The sequence below is a fragment of the Undibacterium umbellatum genome, assembly GCF_014284125.1.
GTDB lineage: Bacteria > Pseudomonadota > Gammaproteobacteria > Burkholderiales > Burkholderiaceae_D > Undibacterium > Undibacterium umbellatum.
Window position 1 is genome coordinate 18,257 of sequence record NZ_JACOFX010000003.1, and the last position, 18,395, is coordinate 36,651.

17 protein-coding genes are annotated in these 18,395 nt (G+C 50.1%); 9 read left to right on the plus strand and 8 right to left on the minus strand.

What is annotated here, in order from left to right:
- Positions 1–11 precede the first annotated feature (11 nt).
- The 6 genes from sbcB to yihA form a co-directional block, all read right to left on the minus strand.
- Positions 12–1,448, minus strand: a complete 1,437-nt coding sequence (gene sbcB / locus H8L47_RS08365) for an exodeoxyribonuclease I (RefSeq protein WP_186953135.1) — start codon at positions 1,446–1,448, stop codon at positions 12–14.
- Positions 1,449–1,519: 71 nt separating this feature from the next.
- The gene (locus tag H8L47_RS08370) at positions 1,520–2,614 is read right to left on the minus strand and encodes a magnesium transporter CorA family protein (RefSeq protein WP_186953136.1); all 1,095 of its coding nucleotides are present in this window, start codon (positions 2,612–2,614) and stop codon (positions 1,520–1,522) included.
- Positions 2,595–3,845, minus strand: a complete 1,251-nt coding sequence (locus tag H8L47_RS08375) for a sterol desaturase family protein (protein ID WP_186953137.1) — start codon at positions 3,843–3,845, stop codon at positions 2,595–2,597. Before H8L47_RS08375 ends, H8L47_RS08370 begins: the two co-directional genes overlap by 20 nt.
- 10 nt (positions 3,846–3,855) lie before the next feature.
- On the minus strand, positions 3,856–4,536 hold the full coding sequence (locus H8L47_RS08380; protein ID WP_186953138.1) for a lysoplasmalogenase: 681 nt from the start codon (positions 4,534–4,536) through the stop codon (positions 3,856–3,858).
- A gap of 5 nt (positions 4,537–4,541) precedes the next feature.
- Positions 4,542–5,567, minus strand: coding sequence for a porphobilinogen synthase (gene hemB, locus H8L47_RS08385; RefSeq protein WP_186953139.1), 1,026 nt, complete (start codon positions 5,565–5,567; stop codon positions 4,542–4,544).
- Between the two features lie 187 nt (positions 5,568–5,754).
- The gene (gene yihA / locus H8L47_RS08390; protein ID WP_186953140.1) at positions 5,755–6,522 is read right to left on the minus strand and encodes a ribosome biogenesis GTP-binding protein YihA/YsxC; all 768 of its coding nucleotides are present in this window, start codon (positions 6,520–6,522) and stop codon (positions 5,755–5,757) included.
- Between the two features lie 217 nt (positions 6,523–6,739).
- Between yihA and H8L47_RS08395 the strand changes: the two genes are divergently transcribed.
- From H8L47_RS08395 to H8L47_RS08420, 6 genes are all read left to right on the plus strand, one after another.
- Positions 6,740–7,438, plus strand: a complete 699-nt coding sequence (locus H8L47_RS08395) for a c-type cytochrome (RefSeq protein ID WP_186953141.1) — start codon at positions 6,740–6,742, stop codon at positions 7,436–7,438.
- A gap of 249 nt (positions 7,439–7,687) precedes the next feature.
- Positions 7,688–9,826 (plus strand): cytochrome c biogenesis protein ResB, encoded by a 2,139-nt coding sequence (locus H8L47_RS08400; protein ID WP_186953142.1) that lies wholly within the window; start codon positions 7,688–7,690, stop codon positions 9,824–9,826.
- A gap of 83 nt (positions 9,827–9,909) precedes the next feature.
- The gene (gene ccsB, locus H8L47_RS08405) at positions 9,910–11,055 is read left to right on the plus strand and encodes a c-type cytochrome biogenesis protein CcsB (RefSeq protein WP_186953143.1); all 1,146 of its coding nucleotides are present in this window, start codon (positions 9,910–9,912) and stop codon (positions 11,053–11,055) included.
- Between the two features lie 109 nt (positions 11,056–11,164).
- Positions 11,165–12,145, plus strand: a complete 981-nt coding sequence (gene msrP / locus H8L47_RS08410) for a protein-methionine-sulfoxide reductase catalytic subunit MsrP (RefSeq protein WP_186953144.1) — start codon at positions 11,165–11,167, stop codon at positions 12,143–12,145.
- A 12-nt stretch (positions 12,146–12,157) separates the two neighbouring features.
- Positions 12,158–12,784 (plus strand): protein-methionine-sulfoxide reductase heme-binding subunit MsrQ, encoded by a 627-nt coding sequence (locus H8L47_RS08415; protein ID WP_186953145.1) that lies wholly within the window; start codon positions 12,158–12,160, stop codon positions 12,782–12,784.
- Between the two features lie 130 nt (positions 12,785–12,914).
- Positions 12,915–13,544, plus strand: coding sequence for a 1-acyl-sn-glycerol-3-phosphate acyltransferase (locus H8L47_RS08420; protein ID WP_186953146.1), 630 nt, complete (start codon positions 12,915–12,917; stop codon positions 13,542–13,544).
- On the opposite strand, the gene lptM is transcribed toward H8L47_RS08420, so the two are convergent.
- On the minus strand, positions 13,535–13,660 hold the full coding sequence (gene lptM / locus H8L47_RS08425) for an LPS translocon maturation chaperone LptM (protein WP_186953147.1): 126 nt from the start codon (positions 13,658–13,660) through the stop codon (positions 13,535–13,537). The two genes, H8L47_RS08420 and lptM, sit on opposite strands and share 10 nt — an antisense overlap.
- 62 nt (positions 13,661–13,722) lie before the next feature.
- On the opposite strand from lptM, the gene cyaY reads away from it, so the two are divergent.
- Positions 13,723–14,034, plus strand: coding sequence for an iron donor protein CyaY (cyaY, locus tag H8L47_RS08430; RefSeq protein WP_186953148.1), 312 nt, complete (start codon positions 13,723–13,725; stop codon positions 14,032–14,034).
- 14 nt (positions 14,035–14,048) lie between these two features.
- Here cyaY and H8L47_RS08435 read toward each other — a convergent pair whose 3' ends face one another.
- Entirely contained in the window at positions 14,049–16,361 is a 2,313-nt protein-coding gene (locus tag H8L47_RS08435; protein WP_186953149.1) for a penicillin-binding protein 1A, read from the minus strand.
- A gap of 313 nt (positions 16,362–16,674) precedes the next feature.
- Between H8L47_RS08435 and H8L47_RS08440 the strand changes: the two genes are divergently transcribed.
- Together H8L47_RS08440 and H8L47_RS08445 are read left to right on the plus strand one after the other, a co-directional pair.
- Positions 16,675–17,754: a pilus assembly protein PilM gene (locus tag H8L47_RS08440; RefSeq protein WP_186953150.1), complete on the plus strand. Its 1,080-nt coding sequence runs from the start codon at positions 16,675–16,677 to the stop codon at positions 17,752–17,754.
- On the plus strand, positions 17,754–18,374 hold the full coding sequence (locus H8L47_RS08445; RefSeq protein ID WP_186953151.1) for a PilN domain-containing protein: 621 nt from the start codon (positions 17,754–17,756) through the stop codon (positions 18,372–18,374). The genes H8L47_RS08440 and H8L47_RS08445 overlap by 1 nt, the downstream gene beginning before the upstream one ends.
- Positions 18,375–18,395: the final 21 nt, after the last annotated feature.

An 18,395-nucleotide genomic window follows, 5' to 3' on the forward strand; every position in this document is an offset into this window, starting at 1 on the left:
ATGAATTCAGCTTATCTCGACGGCACGATCATTTCAGCATAGTCATACAAAGCGCCTAAAATCTCTTCTGCCGCTTCATCTGCTGTTTCTGACAAAGTATCGATCTCATTGAAATACATGTCCACCGTCCTGGCATTGCCTGCACCATCAAGCAAACGTGCGGCGCGGTGTTCTTCCCAAGTTTCCTTTTCTTCCATGCTCAGGCTGTCAAAGAAATTACGGGCGCGGTAACGGAATAGCAATTCGGCCAGGCGGACATCCTGGAAGACGACGCTGACGGCAGCCAGTTGCACTGGCTTCTTGCGGCGTAACTCATTGAGTAGACGGCGGTCACCAGCACCCACAAAGCCGCCATACAAGTCTTCATCGACGTCGCTGGCCGCAGCCTCAGGGCGGGCATACACTTCTTCCCAGATTGCCTTGGCAGAGGCGGGCAGGGAGGCCGCTTTGATGATGTGCTCTTGCACCAGATGCATATCTATCTTCCAGCGCTCAGCCATGGGGGCAGTCAAGGTTTTTAGATTGCCAATGACGATGGGGGACTTGTTGATGTGTATGCTTTTCACTGGCAGACGCTGCACACCTTCAGGCAAGGCATCGCTCTTGCTGAACATGCGCAGCTGTATGGTCTCTGCATCCAGTCCCGCCAGCTCTGTCGGATCATGGGACAGGTCCCAGGCGATGACTTCATTCTTGTTCTTGGGATGCATGGCCAGCGGCCACATGACGGCCAAGCACCCACGCTCTATCGGGAACATGCCCGACACATGCAAGAACGCTTTGTTCAGCACGGGCATATCAATTTCTGATGCAACCTTGTCTTTTTTGTGCAGGGCAAAGCAAAAATCGAATAACTTGGGCTGACGCTCACGTATCAGACGTGCCAAAGCTATCGTCGCGCGCACATCTGACAAGGCATCATGTGCTGCTTCATGCGCAATGCCATTGGCCTTGGTCAGGTGCTCCAGGCGAAAGCTGGGCTTGCCTTCATCATTCTTTGGCCAGTTGATACCCTCCGGGCGCAACGCATAACAGGTACGCACCATGTCCATGATGTCCCAGCGGCCACAATTGTTTTGCCATTCGCGCGCATACGGGTCGATGAGGTTACGCCAGAACATGAAGCGGGTAATTTCATCATCGAAACGTATGGTGTTATAGCCGACACCGATAGTGCCAGTCTTGGCCAGTTCCTGTTCTATCTTTGATGCAAATTCATGCTCAGGTATGCCACGCTCCAGGCAGGTTTGTGGTGTGATATGGGTGATCAGGCAAGACTGCGGGTCAGGCAAGAAATCATTGGCGGGTTGGCAGTACAGCATGAGCGGTTTGCCGATTTCATTGAGTTCAGCATCCGTGCGTATGGCGGCAAATTGCGCAGGCCTGTCGCGACGGGCGACAGCGCCAAAGGTTTCATAGTCATGCCAGAGAAAGGTATGTTCTTGCATTGGTATTTAAATTAGTTTGTTGATTTGGTCTTCACAGATCGTATTACGCAGACCGCATTTTATCCAGTATGTCATTCAATGCGACGGCTGGCCTGATCTTGCAGATAGCGCTGGCTGCGGAAATAAATCAGCAAGAGCACCACGATGACACCCATGCCTCCCATGATGTACCAGAAACCAGAAGCATGCTTGAGCAAGGGCATGACTTCAAAGTTCATGCCGAAGATCCCTGTGAGTAAGGTCAAGGGCATGAACAGGGCGGTGATCACAGTCAGGGTACGCATGATTTCGCTGGTTCTGTGTGCCATCGCTGCAAAGTGGATTTGCACTGCCGATTCCAGTGATGCTTCGAGGCGGCGAGCATGATTGAGCACGCGACTGATATGTTCCATCACATCATTGGTGCGCACCAGCAGCAAATCCTTGGCACGGCTATTGCCATCGTGGGTATCGACGATATGGTCGCGCAATTCCTGCATGGCATCGCGCTGTTCTTCACACAGGTTATCAAGCTTGCGTAGTTCCACCCGAGAGTCGAGCAAGGCCAGCCAGTTATTGAAAGGGCGGCGCGGGTCCAGCAAGGCATGTTGCCACCGATCGAGTTGCTGGGTCAGTGGATGGCGCAATTCTAGGTATTGATCGACCATGGCGTTCAAGAGCCGCAACATCAATTCTTCCGGTGACGCTGGCAAGCGGCTGCCGTGGGTATTATTCTCTGCTCTCGATCGATAATCCAGCAGGCGTTGGCGCGCCAGTTCGACCGTGCGGCTTTGTGCAGGGCGTACTGTGATGAGAACATTTTTCATCAGCAAAAAAGACACTGGCGAGGTCGCCAGTTTATTCAGAGCTGCAGGTATCTTGCGATTCACGCCACTCTTGTTGTCGCCATTTGCTTCTGTCAGTGTCAGCTTGCGAAACACCACCATTTCATAGTCTTCAGTAGCATCGAAATAGGATGGGTGCGAGAGATTGCTGATGTCCTTCAAATGCAAGTCATAAATTTGCGTTCCCGTCATGGCCTCGACACTGCTACGCCATGCTTCCGGGTCTGCTGCGACTTCATCATGGCTGGCATCGAGCCACAGAAAACCTACAGCATTGATCAGGGTTTCAGGTTTGTCAGGATTTTTCAGGGTCTGCGTATCGTTAATGTGGAAGATGTCCATGCGTCTTTTGTCGGGAGAAAATAAGCCAGAGTCCAACCAGCGAAATCAGGCAAGTGGCAGTCAGCAATGCCTGAATTGGCGTGGACAATGCAAAGGAGTAAAACCAGTTGGCAGTAAATAAATTCATCACCAGGATGCACAGTATACGCACGGTCTCAGGCAACAGGTAAATACGACCTCTTTCCATCAGGCCGCCTATGCACCAAAGACCCATAACCAGCCAGCTCACATAGATGGTGGCATTCAAGGCGCTGATGGATTTATACACCAACAAAAAATGCGTCGCCGCTTGCAGCAGCAGGATAAACTGCACGATGCAATACCATGTTGTAGCCTTGCTCATGGCGGGATCATAAATGGGGCGTTGCAAATTGAATGTGGTAGGCGCAGATTGCGCCAGCAAGTCGGCAGGACGCCAGTTAGGTGGGCGCAACCAGATCTGCAATTTATCCAGCCAGTTTTTCGTGTGCCAGGCATCGCGCCAGACTTGCTCGTACACTTCCAGGTTGGCCCACAAGGGGTTCCAGCTTCGCAGAGGCTTGCGCGTGCCGTAGACGATAGCTACATGATCTCGCTCTTCGATGAAAGTGCCAAACAGTCTGTCCCAGATCACTAGTATTCCGCCAAAATTCTTGTCCAGATACATGTCATTGACAGCATGGTGAACCCGATGATTGGAGGGGGACACAAATATGCGGTCAAACCAGCCGAGCTTGCCTATCTGTTCGGTGTGTACCCAGAACTGGTAGAGTAAATCGATGAGGGCAACCGCAATAAACACATCCAGTGGAAAGCCTATCAGCGCCATGGGCAGATAAAAAATCCAGCCAAACAAGGGGCCTGTGCTGGTTTGCCGCAAGGCTGTGCTCAGATTGTATTGTTCGCTCTGATGGTGTACGACATGGGCAGCCCATAACAGATTGGTTTGATGCCCCATCCTGTGCAGCCAGTAATACAAAAAATCGTAGAGTAGCAGGGCCGCTACCCATACCCAGACACTGTCTGATGGCAGGTTGAACAGCGAAAGATACTTGAGCACCAGGGCATACATGCCTATCGAAAACAGCTTGGAAAATGCTCCTATGATCTGGCTCATGACACCCAGGGATAGGCTGTTGAGTGAATCATTGATCCGATACAAATGGCGCTGGCGCTTGCGTGCCACGATAAATTCTAGGGCGATCAGAATGAAAAAAACCGGGCTGGCAAAGGTAATGATTTTTTCATGCATGATCCTGGCCTTATTCAGAGGGGAATGATGTGACCGAAGCAGCAATCAGCCACAGCGCCAGATAATAGCTGCTGAGGATGAGTAAAGGGGAATGGGCAATAGGTGCGTAGAAACGATTGTAAGCGAGCAGGGTATCTGACAGCATGAAGCATAGGCCGCCAATCAAAGCCAGGCGGCCAGACATGCTGCGCAATTGCAAACCACGGCTGATGGCTTGTGCTGTCATGCAAAGCAGCAGACAGACGTAGGCAACGACTGGTATCTGCAAGGCGCTGGGCAAGCCCGGCCACAATATGGACAGGTTGATGATACCAAGTGCTGCGATGCTGACAAAGGCCAGCGGTTTGCCAGCGAAGCGGCTATCTGTGAGCAGGGCGCGCAAGAAGCAAATGTGGGCCAGCAAAAAACTCAACAGGCCGCATAGGAATCCCTGGCGAAATACGCTAGACGGTAACATCAGGAAGACGTCGCCAATCAGCGAGCAGATGATGCCTGCCAGTATGGCTTGCTGATAGGTGCGACTGATGACAGGCTTGCTGTGCCAGGCAAAAAAGAAAATAGTGAGGGTCGTCAGTGGTTTGAAAATGTAGTGGAGATATTGCGCACTGCTTATCTCTTTTCCCAGTTCTGCTCCGGCGATTGCCAGCGCAGCAAAAATGAAGATGAAGACAGAGCGCAACATCGCAGACATGGTGATCAACCAGTATGCTTCAGCAGGCGCGCAATGTCGCGGGCGAAGTACGTAAGGACGCCATCGGCACCAGCACGCTTGAACGCGAGCATGGATTCCATCATGGTCTTGTTGTGATCGAGCCAGCCATTTTGCGCAGCGGCCTTGATCATCGCATATTCACCACTGACCTGATAAGCAAAGGTCGGCACCTTGAATTCATCCTTGACCCTGCGCACGATATCCAGATAAGGCATGCCGGGTTTTACCATCACCATGTCAGCACCTTCTGCCAGGTCCAGAGCGACTTCGCGCAAGGCTTCATCGCTATTGGCCGGGTCCATCTGGTAACTGGCTTTATCACTCTTGCCCAGGTTGGCAGCAGAACATACGGCTTCGCGGAAAGGGCCGTAAAAAGCTGATGCATATTTCGCAGAGTAAGCCATGATGCGGGTATGGATGAAGTCATTGACTTCCAGCGCGTGGCGGATCGCACCTATGCGGCCATCCATCATATCGCTGGGGGCAACGATGTCGACACCAGCTTCGGCTTGCACCAATGCCTGGCGTACCAGCATGGCTGTAGTTTCGTCATTGAGGACATAGCCGTCAGCATTGATCAAACCATCCTGGCCGTGGCTGGTATAGGGGTCCAGCGCGACATCGGTCAATACACCCAGTTCAGGGAAGCGGCTTTTCAGCTCGCGTACTGCGCGAGGGATCAAACCTTTGGGATTGGTGGCTTCTACGCCATCTGGCGTTTTCAATTGCGGGTTGATGGCAGGGAACAGCGCCAGCACCGGAATACCAAGGGCCACGCAATCTTCCGCCACGCCCATCAGCAAATCTATCGTTACTCTTTCCACGCCAGGCATGGATGAAATTTTTTCACTTTGGTTGACACCGTCGATGACAAAAACGGGGTAAATCAAATCAGATGCAGTGACCATGTTTTCACGCATCAATGCGCGCGAAAACGCATCCTTACGCATGCGGCGCATACGTATTGCGGGGAAATGTGCTGAGGGATGAGATTGTTTTATGGATGACATAGTCAGATGAAAATCAATGAAAAGAATTTTATGCAGGTTAATGAAACTTTTTTGAAGTTGCAACATCTTAATGCATAGGTTGGATCAACTCCACGCCTACCGCTTCTCCTCCCTGAGCGGGCACCGTGCGTCCCTATTCGTAACGGTGTTATTACCCCGGCAAATAACTAATTTTGCCGGGGTTTTTTTATTCTGCGTCGGCAGGCTTGTCCGCCGGGGTTTCTGCAGGCGAATCTGTTACATTTGCGTTCGCATCTGCATCGTTTTCATCAATAGTGTCGACGACAGGGTCACGGTCCAGTCCAACCAGGCGCTGTACCGCTGCATCAGCTTCTTCTATACCTATGCGTTTCAGTGCAGAAAACAATTGCAGGCTGAAAGGGAAGAGCGGGCCTTCATCATCAACGTAACTGTCCAGCACAGCCTTGGCTTTGCGCAAAGCGTCAGTACATTCGCTGCGATTGAGTTTGTCGGCCTTGGTCAAAATGCAATGGATAGGGCGCCCAGTTGGTGCAAACCATTCCAGCATCTGTATATCAAGATCAGTAAACGGACGACGTGCATCCATGATCAGGACCAGCGCCGCTAATTGCGTACGTCTTTGTACATAGGCACCGAGTAACTGGTTCCAGTGTTGTTTGGCGGCCCCAGGTACTTCTGCATAGCCATAACCTGGCAAATCTACTAACAGGGCGCGAATTTCATCGACCCTGGTTTCATCTTTGCGATGCTGGCCTACATGGGCACCACCAATGGAAAAATAATTAATATGTTGAGTGCGTCCCGGTGTTTTGGAGGCAAAACAGAGTTTTTTCTGATTGCACAGGGTATTGATTGCAGTCGATTTGCCAGCGTTGGAGCGGCCAGCGAAAGCAATTTCGGGCACGTGGGTGCGCGGGAGATCGCGCAGATGGTTCACTGTAGTGAAGAAGCGGGCTTGCCAGAGGATAGACATAGAGGAAAGGAATAATGGAAAAATGCAACATAAGGCAGTAAAATCGCCCGAAAGCTATTGTACAATAAGGGGTTAGGTCTTGGGCAGCGATTAAAACCATGTCCACATGCCAGTTTTGAACGTATTTTGTTGCCAAAAAGTGCTGTTTACGTATCAAAATAGCTGCAATGCGTCGCCAATAGGGCAGATTTCCATTATTTAGTCTCAGGGTGTTTGAATGAACCGTGCGTTTTTATCGTTGTCCAAGTCCATCAGCGTCGCAGTCCTGGCGGTGTCTTCTTTTGCCTCCTCGGTCTACGCTAATGAAGTAGCCAAGCCAGCCAAAGCTGATCCTGTCAAAGGCGAAGCCCTGTATACCAACGGCGATGCAGCACGCGGCATTGCTGCTTGTGCATCCTGCCACGGTGCAGCTGGTAATTCGACCATCGCTGCCAACCCCAAGTTGTCGGCACAGCACGAAGCTTACCTGGTAAAGCAGTTGACAGACTTCACTGGTGATACACGCAAAAATGCCGTAATGACCGCGTTTGCCAAGGCCATGACTGCGGAAGACATGAAAAACGTTGCAGCCTACCTGTCGGTACAAAAATCCAAACCAGGTACTGCAAAAAATAAAGACATCGTTGAACTGGGTAAACAAATCTATCGCGGTGGTATCGCTGAGAAAAACGTTCCAGCCTGTGCTGGCTGTCATAGCCCGAATGGTGCTGGTATCCCTGCACAATTCCCTCGTATTGCTGGTCAACACCAGGATTACACGATTGCCCAGTTGACTGGCTTCCAGAACGGTTCCCGCAAGGATGGCGCAAAAATCACTGGTGCCCGTCTGAACAGTGCACAGATGATGACTATCGCCAAGAAAATGTCTGAAGATGAAATTAAAGCGGTAGCGGACTACGTTGCAGGTTTGAAATAATAAACAAAGATAGAGTAATTGAGGAGGGGGTGGCAATAGCCATCCCCTTTTTTCATGATGAAAGCGGCTGCCAGACAGGTGTGCAAAGTGCTTGCGCGTGTTTCAGCCATTTTTTGATGAAACGTGTACTATTCGTTGCGCCTGGATATTGATATAAAACACCTACTGGCATGGATGTTTCCTCTAACATCTGCCACATTCATTTTGCGCAAGCCTCATAAGTAATATCACAAGCAATAAGCAGAGAGTATGAACAATAAGACAGACGGCGATCAGCCTGCAGATACTGGCGGAATACAGTTACAAACCCGGCGTGCCTGGCTTGCAGACGGGGTGGAGTTGCTGTCTTCCATGCGCTTTGCCATCAGCTTACTGACATTGATCGCGATTGCCTCAATCATAGGCACAGTGCTCAAGCAAAATGAACCGATGCCGAACTATGTGAATCAGTTCGGCCCTTTCTGGTTTGAGGTTTTCAATAAGCTGGGCTTGTATGCGGTGTATTCTGCATGGTGGTTCCTGCTGATCATGACTTTCCTGGTGATTTCGACTTCGCTCTGCGTGATACGCAATGCACCGAAGATGATGAGGGATATGCGCAGCTGGCGCGATACTGTGCGTGAGCAATCACTGCGTAATTTCCATCACCGCTCTGAATGGCATAGCAGCAATGCCAGGGCCAAAGTGACAGAGCAAATCCTGGCTCATCTGGCCAGGTTAGGTTATCGCTTCAAGCTCGTCGAAAAAGAGGGAGCGACCCTGATTGCCGCCAAGCAAGGCGCTGCAAACAAATGGGGATATATTTTTGCCCATGGTGCGATCGTCATCATTTGCGTGGGTGGCTTGCTTGATTCGGATCTTTCGATACGTTTTCAGCAATGGTTCATGGGTAAAGTGCCATTTGAGGGAAGCGGCATTATTTCCAAGATACCTGAACAACATCGTCTGTCGCTGGCTAACCCCACCTTCCGTGGCAATACCATGATCCCTGAAGGGGCCAGCAGTAGTACCGCAATCTTGCCACAGGCAAGCGGAGTACTGGTGCAGGATTTGCCATTCACCATCAAACTGAAAAAATTCACGATAGATTTTTACTCGACTGGCATGCCCAAGCTGTTTGCCAGTGATGTGGAAGTGACTGACCATGAAACCGGCAAGTCATTTTCCTCTGTCATCAAGGTCAACGAACCTTTGATCTACAAGGGTATTGCTGTTTATCAATCGAGTTTTGAGGATGGTGGAAGCCGTTTGCAAGTCAAGGCCTATCCCATGTTGGGGCCGGATGTCAGCACTTTGGCCATGAGCGGAGAAATGGGCGGCAGCACCGCTCTGAAGCCAGGCACAGGGAATGACTACACGATAGAGTGGTCAGGCTTTCGGCCTTTCAATGTCGAGAATATGGCGCGTAATGGTGCGGATGTCAGGGCGGTTAATCCGAATCAAAGCTTGAATGAAAAATTCACCGCTGACTTGAACAAGCACCTGGGCTCTGCTGCCAAGAATGCGAATAATAAAGACTTGAAAAATGTTGGCCCTAGCCTTCAGTATAAATTGCGCGATAAAACTGGCCAGGCCAGGGAATTTCATAACTATATGCAGCCTGTGCTGATCGATGGTGCTTATATGATACTGGCGGGTACCCGCGATACCCCGGCCGAGGCTTTCCGTTATTTGCGCATACCGGCTGATGATGAAGACAGCGTCAAGGAATGGATGCGTTTGCGCGCTGCCGTGCAAAATCCTGAATTACGGGAACTGGCCGCGCAACGCTATGCCAAACGTGCGCTACCGGCGAACATGCCGAACGCAGAGCAAGTGCAGGCGCAATTGACAGAGTCAGCCAGGAAAAGCCTGAACATTTTTGCCGGTGATGAACAGCAGTCCGGGTTTGTGGTAATTTCCAAGTTTCTTGAGCAAATCCCTGAGGCAGAGCAAGGCAAGGCGGCCGATGTCTTCATGAAGATTTTGAATGGCAGTATGTGGGATTTGTGGTTGGTCGCCAGGGAAAAAGAAGGCTTGCCAGCACTGGAGCTGGATGAGAAACATGCACGCTTCTTGCAACTGGCAACCGGAGCGATTTCTGATGCGTTTTTCTATGGCGCACCGGTTTTCCTGCAACTCACGGGTTTTGAGGAGGTCAAGGCGTCCGTTCTGCAAGTGACGCGTTCGCCAGGCAAGAATGTCGTATATCTGGGCTGTTTACTGTTGGTATTGGGTGTATTTGCGATGTTTTACATACGTGAACGCCGCCTCTGGGTATGGATCAGGGACGATGTTGCAGGCACACATGCCTTGATGGCGCTCAGTTCTCAGCGCAAGACCCTGGATTTTGAAAAAGAATTTGAACAGTTGAAGATACATTTACAGCAATTGAGTACGCAGCCTTAACACTGCAAGTAGCCACTAACTGCAGCGTAATCGACTACACTAGGAAGCATACGGCCTGATGGCCATGCATCTGGGGATATATGATGGAAATCACACAGAACTACTCACCCTACCAGGGTTTTTTCAAACGCCTCTCTATCGCTGACTGGTTGTATGCCGTGGTCTTGTGCCTGGCGTCCCTGTTTGCCTTAAGCCGTTTTGGTGCTTATATGGATGTCTACGAAAAAGGCATCCTCTTGCTGGCAGCTCCGACTTTTGCCTGGTTGGGCTGGCATTGGAAATCAGTGCGCACCCTGATGGTGATCCTGGCGGTATTGAGCCTGCTTGCCATACAGATGTACGGTGGGTCACTGGATATGGCAAACAAGAAATTCTTCTTGAAATACCTCTTGTCCAGCCAGTCGGCGATTCTGTGGATGAGTACCCTGTTTTTCCTGTCCACCCTGTTTTACTGGGGGGGACTGATTGCCCGTTCTGATTTTGGTGCTTCCCTTGGTTCAGTCTTGTGCTGGTCTGCGGTCGTCATGGGTTTCACTGGCATGCTGGTGCGCTGGTATGAGTCTTACCTGATCGGTGCTGATGTTGGCCATATCCCGGTATCGAATCTGTATGAAGTGTTCATACTATTCTCCATGATTACGGCCTTGTTCTATTTGTATTACGAGCAACAATACCGTACCCGCCAACTGGGGCCCTTTGTCATGCTGATCATTTCAGCAGCAGTTGGTTTCCTGCTGTGGTACACCGTCAGCCGTGATGCTGCAGAAATTCAGCCTCTGGTGCCTGCCCTGCAAAGCTGGTGGATGAAGATACATGTACCGGCCAATTTCATCGGTTATGGCACTTTTGCACTGGCGGCCATGGTGTCTGTTGCCTATTTGCTTAAATCTAAAGGCTACCTCGTTGACCGTTTGCCTGCACTCGAAGTGCTGGACGATGTCATGTACAAGGCGATTGCCGTTGGCTTTGCCTTCTTCACCATCGCCACCATTCTCGGTGCGCTGTGGGCGGCTGAAGCCTGGGGAGGCTACTGGTCCTGGGACCCGAAAGAAACCTGGGCGCTGATCGTCTGGCTCAACTATGCAGCATGGTTGCACATGCGCCTCATGAAGGGTTTGCGCGGCCAGGTAGCTGCATGGTGGGCGCTGGTTGGTTTGTTGGTGACCACTTTTGCTTTCCTGGGCGTGAACATGTTCCTCTCTGGCCTGCATTCGTATGGCACGCTATAAATACTGAGGTAATTTGTAAGAATCAGCAGGAAACTGCGACTCATGAGAAACTAGGGCGCAACAACGATGTCAAATGGCTGTTGTGCCAGTCTCAACCACGGAGTCCACCATGCTGATAAAACGTAGTCCCAATGGCATAGACCTGCCTTACTCTTCTGAAATCACACCGCGCGCCGTGTTTGAGGCGCGCCGCGACTTCATCCGCAAGATGGCCGTGGGCTCAATCGCTGGAACCGCCCTGTTTGAAATGGCCAATCGCGCTGCTTTTGCCCAAAATGCTGGCGCACAAAAACTGGCTGCGAATCTGAATTCTGCCTATGCTCTGGTGGAAAAGAAGACCGCCTATAAAGATGCCACCACTTACAATAATTTCTATGAATTCGGTACGGATAAGGCTGATCCGGCGATTACTGCGCACACACTGAAAACGCGGCCATGGAGCGTCAGCATAGAAGGCGAAGTTAAAAAGCCGATGACGCTGGATCTGGACAGCCTGCTGAAACTGGCATCGCTGGAAGAGCGTATTTACCGCCTGCGTTGTGTTGAAGGCTGGTCGATGGTGATCCCTTGGGTAGGTTACTCTCTCTCCAATCTCATCAAAAAAGTCGAACCTACAGGCAACGCCAAGTATATTGAATTCGTCACGCTTGAAGACAAAAAGCAAATGCCGGGTTTGCGCAGCCCAGTGCTGGAATGGCCGTATGTAGAGGGTTTGCGTATGGATGAAGCAAATCATCCATTGGCCTTGCTGACCTTTGGCATGTATGGCGAAGTCTTGCCCAACCAGAATGGTGCACCAGTGCGCATGGTCTTGCCATGGAAATATGGTTTCAAATCTGCCAAATCCATCGTCAAGATTCGCTTCGTCAAAGACCAGCCACGCACGGCCTGGAATATCGCGGCACCCAGCGAATACGGTTTTTATTCGAATGTGAATCCTGATGTCGATCACCCGCGCTGGTCACAGGCGACTGAACGCCGCATCGGTGAAGATGGCTTGTTTACCCGCAAGCGCAAGACCCTGATGTTCAATGGCTATAGCGAAGTGGCGTCGCTGTATTCTGGCATGGATTTGAAAAAGCTTTTCTAGGATTAACGCCTCATGTTGCTCACCAATAAGCAGGTTTCCTGGTTCAAGATAGTCTTGTTTATCCTGGCGCTCTTGCCATTTATCCGGCTGGTCAGCTTTGTATTTCTGGATAAACTGGGCGCGAATCCGGTTGAATTTATTACTCGCAATACAGGTGATTGGACGCTGTATTTCCTGTGCTTTACACTGGCGGTGACGCCATTGCGCAAGTTGCTGCATATGCCCTGGCTAATCCGCTGCCGCCGCATGCTGGGCTTGTACGCCTTCTTTTATGCTTTCCTGCATTTCATGACCTTTCTCTGGTTTGATCATTTCTTTGATGTAGCAGAAATGTGGAAAGATGTGATCAAGCGGCCCTTCATTACGGTCGGCTTTATTACCTTTGTCTTGCTGATCCCGCTGGCTGCGACCAGCACCAATGCCATGATCAAACGGTTGGGCGGCAAGCGCTGGCAGTGGTTGCACAGATTGATTTACCTGATCGCACCACTGGGGGTGCTGCACTACTTCTGGATGAAGGCAGGCAAAAGTGATTTTTCCCAGCCTGTGCTATTTGGCCTTATCGTTGCCGGCTTGCTCATGATACGTCTGTGGTGGCGCTGGTTTGGTCGTGACCCTGTGGTTGTCACCGGAGCTTGAATCTCGCCCGCAACTTGTCGGCTTCTCATGTTGCGGGTGCACATTGATCTTGTTTTACAGCGCATATTTCTTCGAGGCATAATCGCGCATTTGAAGAATGCAGGCACAGAACTGCTCACGTGCATAAAACATGGCAGATTTTTTACTGGAAAAAAAAGCAGTAGCAACCCGTACTCAGCGAGTTGCCATCAGTATCCTGGGTGTCTTTGGCTGGCGTGTACGCTATCGCCCTTTACCTGGGCCGCGTGGCGTCATCATTGTTGCTCCCCACACCTCCAATTGGGATTTCATGGTTGGCATATTGGCCAAGCTGGCGATAGGCATGCCTTTTCATTTTATCGCCAAATCTTCGCTATTTGAAGGAATTACCGGGGCGACCCTGGGCCAGCTGGTGCGATATCTGGGCGGCGAACCGGTAGAGCGTGGTGTATCCACTGGGACAATTGCCCGCCTGGCAGAAAAAATCAATCGTGCAGACTGGTATTGGATGGCAATCGCGCCTGAAGGTACGCGCAGCTTGAAACCGTATTGGCGTAGCGGTTTTTACCATATTGCAACCAGCGCAAACGTACCACTGGGTTGTGCTTATTTTGACTTCACCAAAAGAGAAGTATCACTGGTCGATTATCTCGACATGACAGGAGAGCGTGAGCGGGATATGACCAGCATCGCAGCGATCTATCAAGGTGTGCAAGGCTGTCGTCCGGCTTTGGCCAGTCCTGTTACCTTGCGCCCTGAGGATAGTCATTCTCAGGGCTGATTTGGTGTGCTGGTGGCAGTTGCCGGAGCAGGCTTGGCTGGCATGACCAGTGGGCCTTTTTGGCCGCAAGCCGTCAATAAAGACATGATGAAAAATAGGCTAATCAGTTTGCGCATCTTGTATTCCCCGAACACCGTATAGAATGGCGTTTTTACATATAAAGACGCTGGAGTTTAGCATGACTGAATCCGAATTCCTGGTACTGGCAGATACTTGCTTGCGACAGGTGGAAGAATTATTTGAGCAAGCCTTTGAAAAAGATGAATACGATGTGGAATGCAGCCGCAGCGGTAATGTATTGACTGTGGAATTTGTTGATACCAACTCCAAAATTATCGTCAATAGCCAGGCACCAATGCAGGAAATGTGGGTGGCCGCACGCAGCGGTGGCTTCCATTACAAATATGATGGCTGTCAGTGGCTCAATACCCGAGACGGCTCGGAATTATTTGCAACCTTGTCCCGCGTTGCGCAAGAGCAAGGTCGCTGATCACAAGTTTGCTACTATTCTTCAATCAATTCCACAGGGGGCGCCAGCGTACTGACGCCTGATCCGGGGGGATTTTCTGCATAGTAATAGTCGCCATCTACCGCGATAATACCTTTCGGGATTGGTCTTTCTTCTATTGGGAAATCTTTCAGGATTTTTTGCATATAGGCTATCCAGATAGGCAAGGCCAGGCCACCACCTGTTTCTTTATTGCCCAGATTTTTTGGTTGATCAAATCCCATCCATGCAATGCCAACGACTTTCGATTGATAGCCAGCAAACCAGGCATCAATAGAGTCATTCGTAGTCCCTGTTTTTCCCGCAATGTCAGGACGTTTCAACACCAGTGCCTTGGTGGCAGTCCCCATTTTGACGACGTCACGCATCATACTATCCATAAGGAAGGCATTGCGTTCATCAATGACGCGATTGGCTTCGTCGCCAGCCATATCCGGCTTGGTTTGTACCAGTACCTGGCCATTGCTGTCGGTAATCTTGGAAATCAGATAAGGATTGACCTTGTAACCACCATTGGCAAACACGGAATAGGCAGCCGCCATTTGCAGGGGAGTGACTGCTCCTGCGCCCAGAGCCAGCGTCAGGTAAGGTGGGTTTTTCTCAGGCACAAAGCCGAAACGGCTGGTGTACTCCTGACCATACTTTGCCCCTATCTTGTGCAGGATGCGTATGGAAATCATATTTTTCGACCTGGTCAAGCCGCGGCGCATCGTCATCGGGCCTTCGTACTTGCCGTCATAATTCTTGGGTTCCCAGGCCTGGCCTCCAGTCTGACCGGCATCGAAGCTGAGAGGCTCATCATTGATAATGGTTGATGGCGACAGGCCTTTTTCCAGTGAAGCAGAATAAATGAAGGGTTTGAAACTGGAGCCAGGCTGGCGCCAAGCCTGGGTGACGTGATTGAACTTGTTCAAGTTGTAATCAAAGCCACCGACCAAGGCGCGGATGGCACCATCTGTGGTGTTAGCAGCAACAAAGGCAGATTGTACTTCAGGCATTTGCGTGATGCTCCAGTTCTTACCTTCCAGTACCACGCGTATGACGGCCCCGCGCTGTATGCGCTTGTTGGCGGGAGTCTTGGTTGATAAGCCACTGGCAGCGAATGTAAGACCGCTGTCTTCGATACGAATTTCCTCGCCCGACGACAAGACTGCCCGCACCAGTTTTGGCGCTGCTTCCAGCACCATGGCTACTTGCAAATCGTCGCTGTTGGAATGTTCGGCCAGCTCTTTTTCTATGGCATCTTCTGCCGCTTCCTTGCCTTCCGGTATGGCGATAATGGCTTCCGGTCCACGATAACCGTGGCGTTTTTCATAATCCATGACGCCGCGGCGCAAGGCCAGATAGGCGGTGTCCTGGTCCGCCTTGGTAATGGTGGTGTACACATTCAAACCACGGGTATAAGTTTCTTCCTTGAATTGCTCGTAGACCAACTGACGGGCCATTTCTGCAACATACTCAGCATGAATACCAAATTCACCGCTATCTGTCTTGGTGACCAATTCTTCATTCTTGGCTTGCTCATATTGCGCCTCTGTGATGTAGCCGAGATTGCGCATTCTTTGCAAAATGTATTGCTGTCTGACTGTGGCGCGTTTCGGATTTACCACAGGATTATAGGCAGACGGTGCCTTAGGCAAGCCTGCCAGCATGGCCGCCTCGGCAATGGTCAGGTCTTTCAAGTCCTTGCCAAAATAAATTTGCCCGGCCGATGAAAAGCCATAAGCGCGCTGCCCCAGGTAAATTTGGTTCATGTAAATTTCCAGAATCTGATCTTTGCTCAAATTCTGTTCTATCTTCCATGCGAGCAGGATTTCATAAATCTTGCGCTTGAAAGTCTGTTCACTGGACAGAAAGAAATTTCTGGCGACTTGCTGTGTAATGGTGGATGCGCCCTGTTTGGCACCGCCACTAAGATTATGCAAGGCAGCACGGGTGATACCCAGGTAGTCAACACCACCGTGCTCATAGAAGCGATCATCTTCGATCGCCAGTACCGCTTTCTTTACGATTTCCGGAATGTCTTTGAAACGCACGACATTACGCCTCTCTTCGCCAAACTCGCCGATCAGCATGTTATCCGCCGAAAACACCCGTAATGGCATCTTTGGCCTATAGCTCGTGATTGAATCAAGTTCAGGCAGATTAGGGTAGGCCATGGTCAGAGCGAAACCGACAATAAGTACTCCTGCTACAACTAATCCGCATAAAACGCCCGTAGTTCCGAGTACAATGCGGGCCAAAAGCTTTCCTGCAGAGCGTTGTTGTGGCTCAGTTTTATTGTCGGGTTCTTTGTTTTGTTCTGACATAGCGGGTAATTGTAAATAAGGCAGTGCTCATTATAGCCGCCTTCGTCGGGCATGAGACCGCCAGCAGATAGACGGATTTGTAAGCAAATTTCAAAATATTCCTGATCTACGTGGATATTTGGCAACGCATACGGGTAGTGCTGCGTGGAAATTGCTTTACCAATGCCAGTCTTATTGCTAGGATTTCATGTAAGCTTGGATAATTGTCTCGTAAATAGCGGTTTTTAAAGAGAATTTACTCCAGGAACTAGAATGATTCGCACATGTAATTTTGTGTAAATTGAAATGATGATGTAATCGTGAGGGGATATTCTTGGCTTTAGATCTGGCTTCATTGCTCGGCAGAAAAAATCCGCCACTATTTGGTCTGGATATCAGTTCTCTCGATATCAAGCTTGTTGAACTTTCGGAAGGGAGCAACAAGTCATATCGACTTGAGCGCTATGCCTCCGAACCACTGCCCAAGGGTGCGGTGTTGGATGGCAATATCGAGAATATTGAACAAGTGACCGAGGCAGTACGCAAACTCGTTAAGAAAAGCGGAACCTCGGCTAAGAATGTGGCAATGGCAATGCCGGCTTCTGCCGTCATTACTAAAAAAATAATACTTGCCGGAACCTTGACTGAGCAGGCACTGGAAGTGCAGGTGGAGTCTGAGGCTAGTCAGTACATACCTTTTTCCATGGATGAAGTCAGCCTGGATTTTTGTGTGCTGGGTCCGGCAGCAAATGCGGAAGAAGACATAGAAGTGATGCTTGCTGCGTCGAGAAAAGAAAAAATTGAAGATCGCGTGGCCGTGATTCAGGCTGCAGGTTTGCAAGCTAAAGTCATGGATATTGAATCCTATGCTGCGCGTGCAGCCGTGTCACGCCTGATAGATCAGCAATCAAATGGCGGCAAGGATCAAATTTATGCGATTTTCCAGATTGGTTCCAAGCGTACCTATATTTTCATCATACTTAATGGTGACGTTATTTATGAGCGTGAACAGCAATTTGGCGGCGCGCAACTGACTCAGGACATCGTCAGAAATTATGGTTTGTCCGTAGAAGAAGCAGAAATAAAAAAGAAAAATGGCGATTTGCCTGATACGTATGAAATGGAATTGCTTGAGCCTTTCCTGGAAAGTGCAGCCTTGGAAGTGACTCGTGCCATACAGTTCTTTTTCACTTCCACTCCTTATACCAGGGTGGACCAGATTTACTTGTCTGGCGGTTGCGCAGTGATACCAGGACTGGTGGATATTATTGCCGAACGTACCAAAATTTCCACTGCCGTGGTCAGCCCGTTCAAGGGCATGGAACTGGGTTCAGGGGTAAATGAAAAGACCTTGCGCATTGATGCTCCTGCTTACATGGTTGCCTGTGGCCTGGCATTACGGAGATTTGGCTAATGATCAAGATTAATCTCCTGCCGCACAGGGAAGAAAAGCGCAAGCAGCTAAAAAGTGACTTTTATGGGCTGTTATTGTTGTCCGCGATCGTCGGCGCACTTGTTGTGGTGATGGTGAGTGCTTACTTTTCGCGGGAGTTGACTACGCAAAATGATAAGAATGCTTTCATCAAGAAAGAAAATGCCAAGCTTGACGAGCGCATAAAAGAAATTGCGACACTCAGACAGGAGATTGCTGGGTTGAAAGCAAGGCAGCAGGCGGTGGAAGATTTGCAGGGTGACCGGAATCAGCCAGTCTATTTGCTTGACGAGCTGGTGAAGTTGACGCCTGAAGGTGTTTATTTGCGTACTTTAAAACAGGAAGGGCAAAGAGTCGTTTTAAATGGCTATGCCCAATCTCAGGACAGGGTTGCAGAATTTATCAGAAACCTGGGAGCAAAATCAGATTGGATGTACAAACCGGATTTGGATGATATACATTCAGCGGCCTTGCAGACTGGCAAGGACTCGAAAAAGGTGTTCGAATTCCAAGTCAATGTGAGTATAAAACGTCCTCGTGAAAAAGAGGAAGTAGCATCGCAGACTGGTGAGACGACGGTTAATAAACCTGGTGCGCCTTAGCGCGTAATGATATGCAATACA

Excerpts from the sequence above, each read along its gene's own strand:
- sbcB (WP_186953135.1), bottom strand. The coding sequence starts at position 1,448 with ATGCAAGAACATACCTTTCTCTGGCATGACTATGAAACCTTTGGCGCT.
- H8L47_RS08370 (WP_186953136.1), bottom strand. The coding sequence starts at position 2,614 with ATGGACATCTTCCACATTAACGATACGCAGACCCTGAAAAATCCTGAC.
- H8L47_RS08375 (WP_186953137.1), bottom strand. The coding sequence starts at position 3,845 with ATGCATGAAAAAATCATTACCTTTGCCAGCCCGGTTTTTTTCATTCTG.
- H8L47_RS08380 (WP_186953138.1), bottom strand. The coding sequence starts at position 4,536 with ATGTCTGCGATGTTGCGCTCTGTCTTCATCTTCATTTTTGCTGCGCTG.
- hemB (WP_186953139.1), bottom strand. The coding sequence starts at position 5,567 with ATGTCATCCATAAAACAATCTCATCCCTCAGCACATTTCCCCGCAATA.
- yihA (WP_186953140.1), bottom strand. The coding sequence starts at position 6,522 with ATGTCTATCCTCTGGCAAGCCCGCTTCTTCACTACAGTGAACCATCTG.
- H8L47_RS08395 (WP_186953141.1), top strand. The coding sequence starts at position 6,740 with ATGAACCGTGCGTTTTTATCGTTGTCCAAGTCCATCAGCGTCGCAGTC.
- H8L47_RS08400 (WP_186953142.1), top strand. The coding sequence starts at position 7,688 with ATGAACAATAAGACAGACGGCGATCAGCCTGCAGATACTGGCGGAATA.
- ccsB (WP_186953143.1), top strand. The coding sequence starts at position 9,910 with ATGGAAATCACACAGAACTACTCACCCTACCAGGGTTTTTTCAAACGC.
- msrP (WP_186953144.1), top strand. The coding sequence starts at position 11,165 with ATGCTGATAAAACGTAGTCCCAATGGCATAGACCTGCCTTACTCTTCT.
- H8L47_RS08415 (WP_186953145.1), top strand. The coding sequence starts at position 12,158 with ATGTTGCTCACCAATAAGCAGGTTTCCTGGTTCAAGATAGTCTTGTTT.
- H8L47_RS08420 (WP_186953146.1), top strand. The coding sequence starts at position 12,915 with ATGGCAGATTTTTTACTGGAAAAAAAAGCAGTAGCAACCCGTACTCAG.
- lptM (WP_186953147.1), bottom strand. The coding sequence starts at position 13,660 with ATGCGCAAACTGATTAGCCTATTTTTCATCATGTCTTTATTGACGGCT.
- cyaY (WP_186953148.1), top strand. The coding sequence starts at position 13,723 with ATGACTGAATCCGAATTCCTGGTACTGGCAGATACTTGCTTGCGACAG.
- H8L47_RS08435 (WP_186953149.1), bottom strand. The coding sequence starts at position 16,361 with ATGTCAGAACAAAACAAAGAACCCGACAATAAAACTGAGCCACAACAA.
- H8L47_RS08445 (WP_186953151.1), top strand. The coding sequence starts at position 17,754 with ATGATCAAGATTAATCTCCTGCCGCACAGGGAAGAAAAGCGCAAGCAG.